1 protein-coding gene is annotated in these 2,048 nt (G+C 70.1%); it reads right to left on the bottom strand.

The window, feature by feature from the left end:
* A partial coding sequence (locus tag L810_RS42840; RefSeq protein ID WP_042978402.1) for a membrane protein occupies positions 1-1,584 on the bottom strand: 1,584 nt, incomplete at its 3' end.
* Positions 1,585-2,048 lie beyond the last annotated feature (464 nt).

Below are 2,048 nucleotides of genomic sequence, written 5' to 3'. Positions count from 1 at the left end.
CCACAGCAGCACGCCGGTCAGCGCCGCGTAGAGCGGCGTCGGGCCGAGCAGCGAGAACGAGTGCAGCGTCGCGTGCGCCTTCTCCGGCGAGATCAGGTTCGCATGCAGCAGGTTGCCGGCGAACAGCTGCACCAGCAGGCACACGGGCAGCACGACGAGCACGTTGCCCGAAATCGCGGCGGCCTGCGTGCGGATCAGCGCGATCACCGATGCCACGAACGCCTTCACGCCTTCGTCGTGGCCCGTGTCGTCCAGCTCGCGCGCGAGCGTCGGCGCGGTCATCGCAGGCTGCTTGGTCGCGAGCGTGAAGTGCAGGAAGTGCATCAGCATGAAGCTGGCCGCGTAGTTGATGCCCGCGAGCAGCCCTTCGAGCATCGACTGCAGGTGCGCGCCCGTGATCGCGAACTTCACGCACACCGTCACGACGGTGACGAGGCCGCCGCCCGCGGCCATCCGCAGCATCTTCAGGTACTCGGCGCGGCCGCGCGAGATGTAGTGCTCGCCGGTGTCCGCGTTGGTTTCGACGAGCTTGCGCGCGAACAGCGAGAAGTTGCTGCGCACGAGGTGCGACACGCTCTGGCTGTTGTGGTTCGCGTCGACGAGCTCGGCCGTCAGGTGCGCCATCCCGTGCAGGTCGTCGCGCGCCATCCACGCGTTGAGCAGCATCTCGGCGCGCAGGATGCGCATGCGCATCCGCTCGACCTGGAACACGATGTCGACCGACACGCCGTTGCGGTACAGGTGCGAGAACACCTCGTCGACGGCGATCCGGCATTCGTCGAGCAGCACGCGCAGGTAGTTGACCTCGTGCAGCAGCTTGCTCGGGTCGCCGCCGTCCTCGACGGCCGCGTGCGCGGTCTCGACCGCGAGCATCGCGCGCGTGAGGCGGTAGAACGGCTGCGTTTCCAGCGGCTTGCGCGCGTCGTCGTCGGAGAGCCGGCTGCGCACCGTCTGCGACAGGCCGGTCGAGCTGATCTGGCAGGTCAGGTTGTGCAGCGCGGCCAGCAGGTCGCGCGAGAACGAACCCGGCTCGTGGCGCTCTTCGTCGGTGACGTCGAACGAGAACAGGTCGGCGAGGCGCGTGAGGAGATCGTCGGGCAGCGCGTCGATCCATTGCGCGTCTTCCGGCGTCGGGAACATCAGCGTGAAGAGCGCCGACAGCTCGCGGCGGTTCGGCGCCGGCGGGATCAGCGACGAGTCGATCCGCTCGAACAGCGCGCCGAAGAAGCCCGAGTGCACGGGCATGCCGGCGTCGCACAGGAGCGAGATGCCGTCGCACTCGCACAGGATGCCGCGCAGGATGCGCGCGGCGTGTGCCTTCCATCCGGGGTTGCGATCGAGCACGTGGAACAGGTAGCGCAACCGCGCATGGGCCGGATACGCACGCGCATCGGCGTCGCGATCGGCCGGCGCGTCCTGCATCGTGCCGGTGCGGCGCAGCCAGTGCGCGAGCTCGATCAGCCATTCGCTGCGCTCGGCGTACGACGCGTCGGCGTCGGCGTGCGCGAGCAGCGCATCGAGCTGGTGACCGGCATTGCGCGACGCGCGCCACTTCTTGATCAGGGTCGTCAGGGAACGAAACATAAACGGAATAACGAAAGCCCTCGGCGGGCGGGTTCGGGATGCCGGCCGGGAAACGGCGCGGCGCCGGGGAGAACGGGTGAGACGGGGCAGGTTGCCGGACGATGCGAGGCGACCCGCGATGCGGCTGCCCTGCTCGGTGCACGGTGCGGGCGCCGGGCGGCACGGCGGTCGGGCCGAACGCGGCCCGGCGCCGCTGGCTGGCGCGCACGACGAGCGGCGCGGGCCTGAAAGTGCGTAGGATCGTCAATCGGGCCGGAAAACGCAAGCCGACCGCGTTGCACGAAGCCGGTTCCGGCCGACTTTGACAAACAATGTCATGGCCGTCCGGCCGGGGAGCGCGATGCGGGGCCGGGGCCGGCCGCGGCAGCGCATCGCCGGTGGCGGCCGGCGGGCGCTATCGGACGCGACGCGCTGGACGAAGCCGCGCAGGTGTGTACGCCGTCGAGCGTTCGCCCGCGCGCCGC

Source organism: Burkholderia sp. AU4i (assembly GCF_000466765.1).
Classification (GTDB): Bacteria; Pseudomonadota; Gammaproteobacteria; order Burkholderiales; family Burkholderiaceae; genus Burkholderia; species Burkholderia cepacia.
The sequence above is the reverse complement of the archived record's forward strand: the minus strand, read 5'-3'. Positions and strand labels throughout refer to the sequence as shown.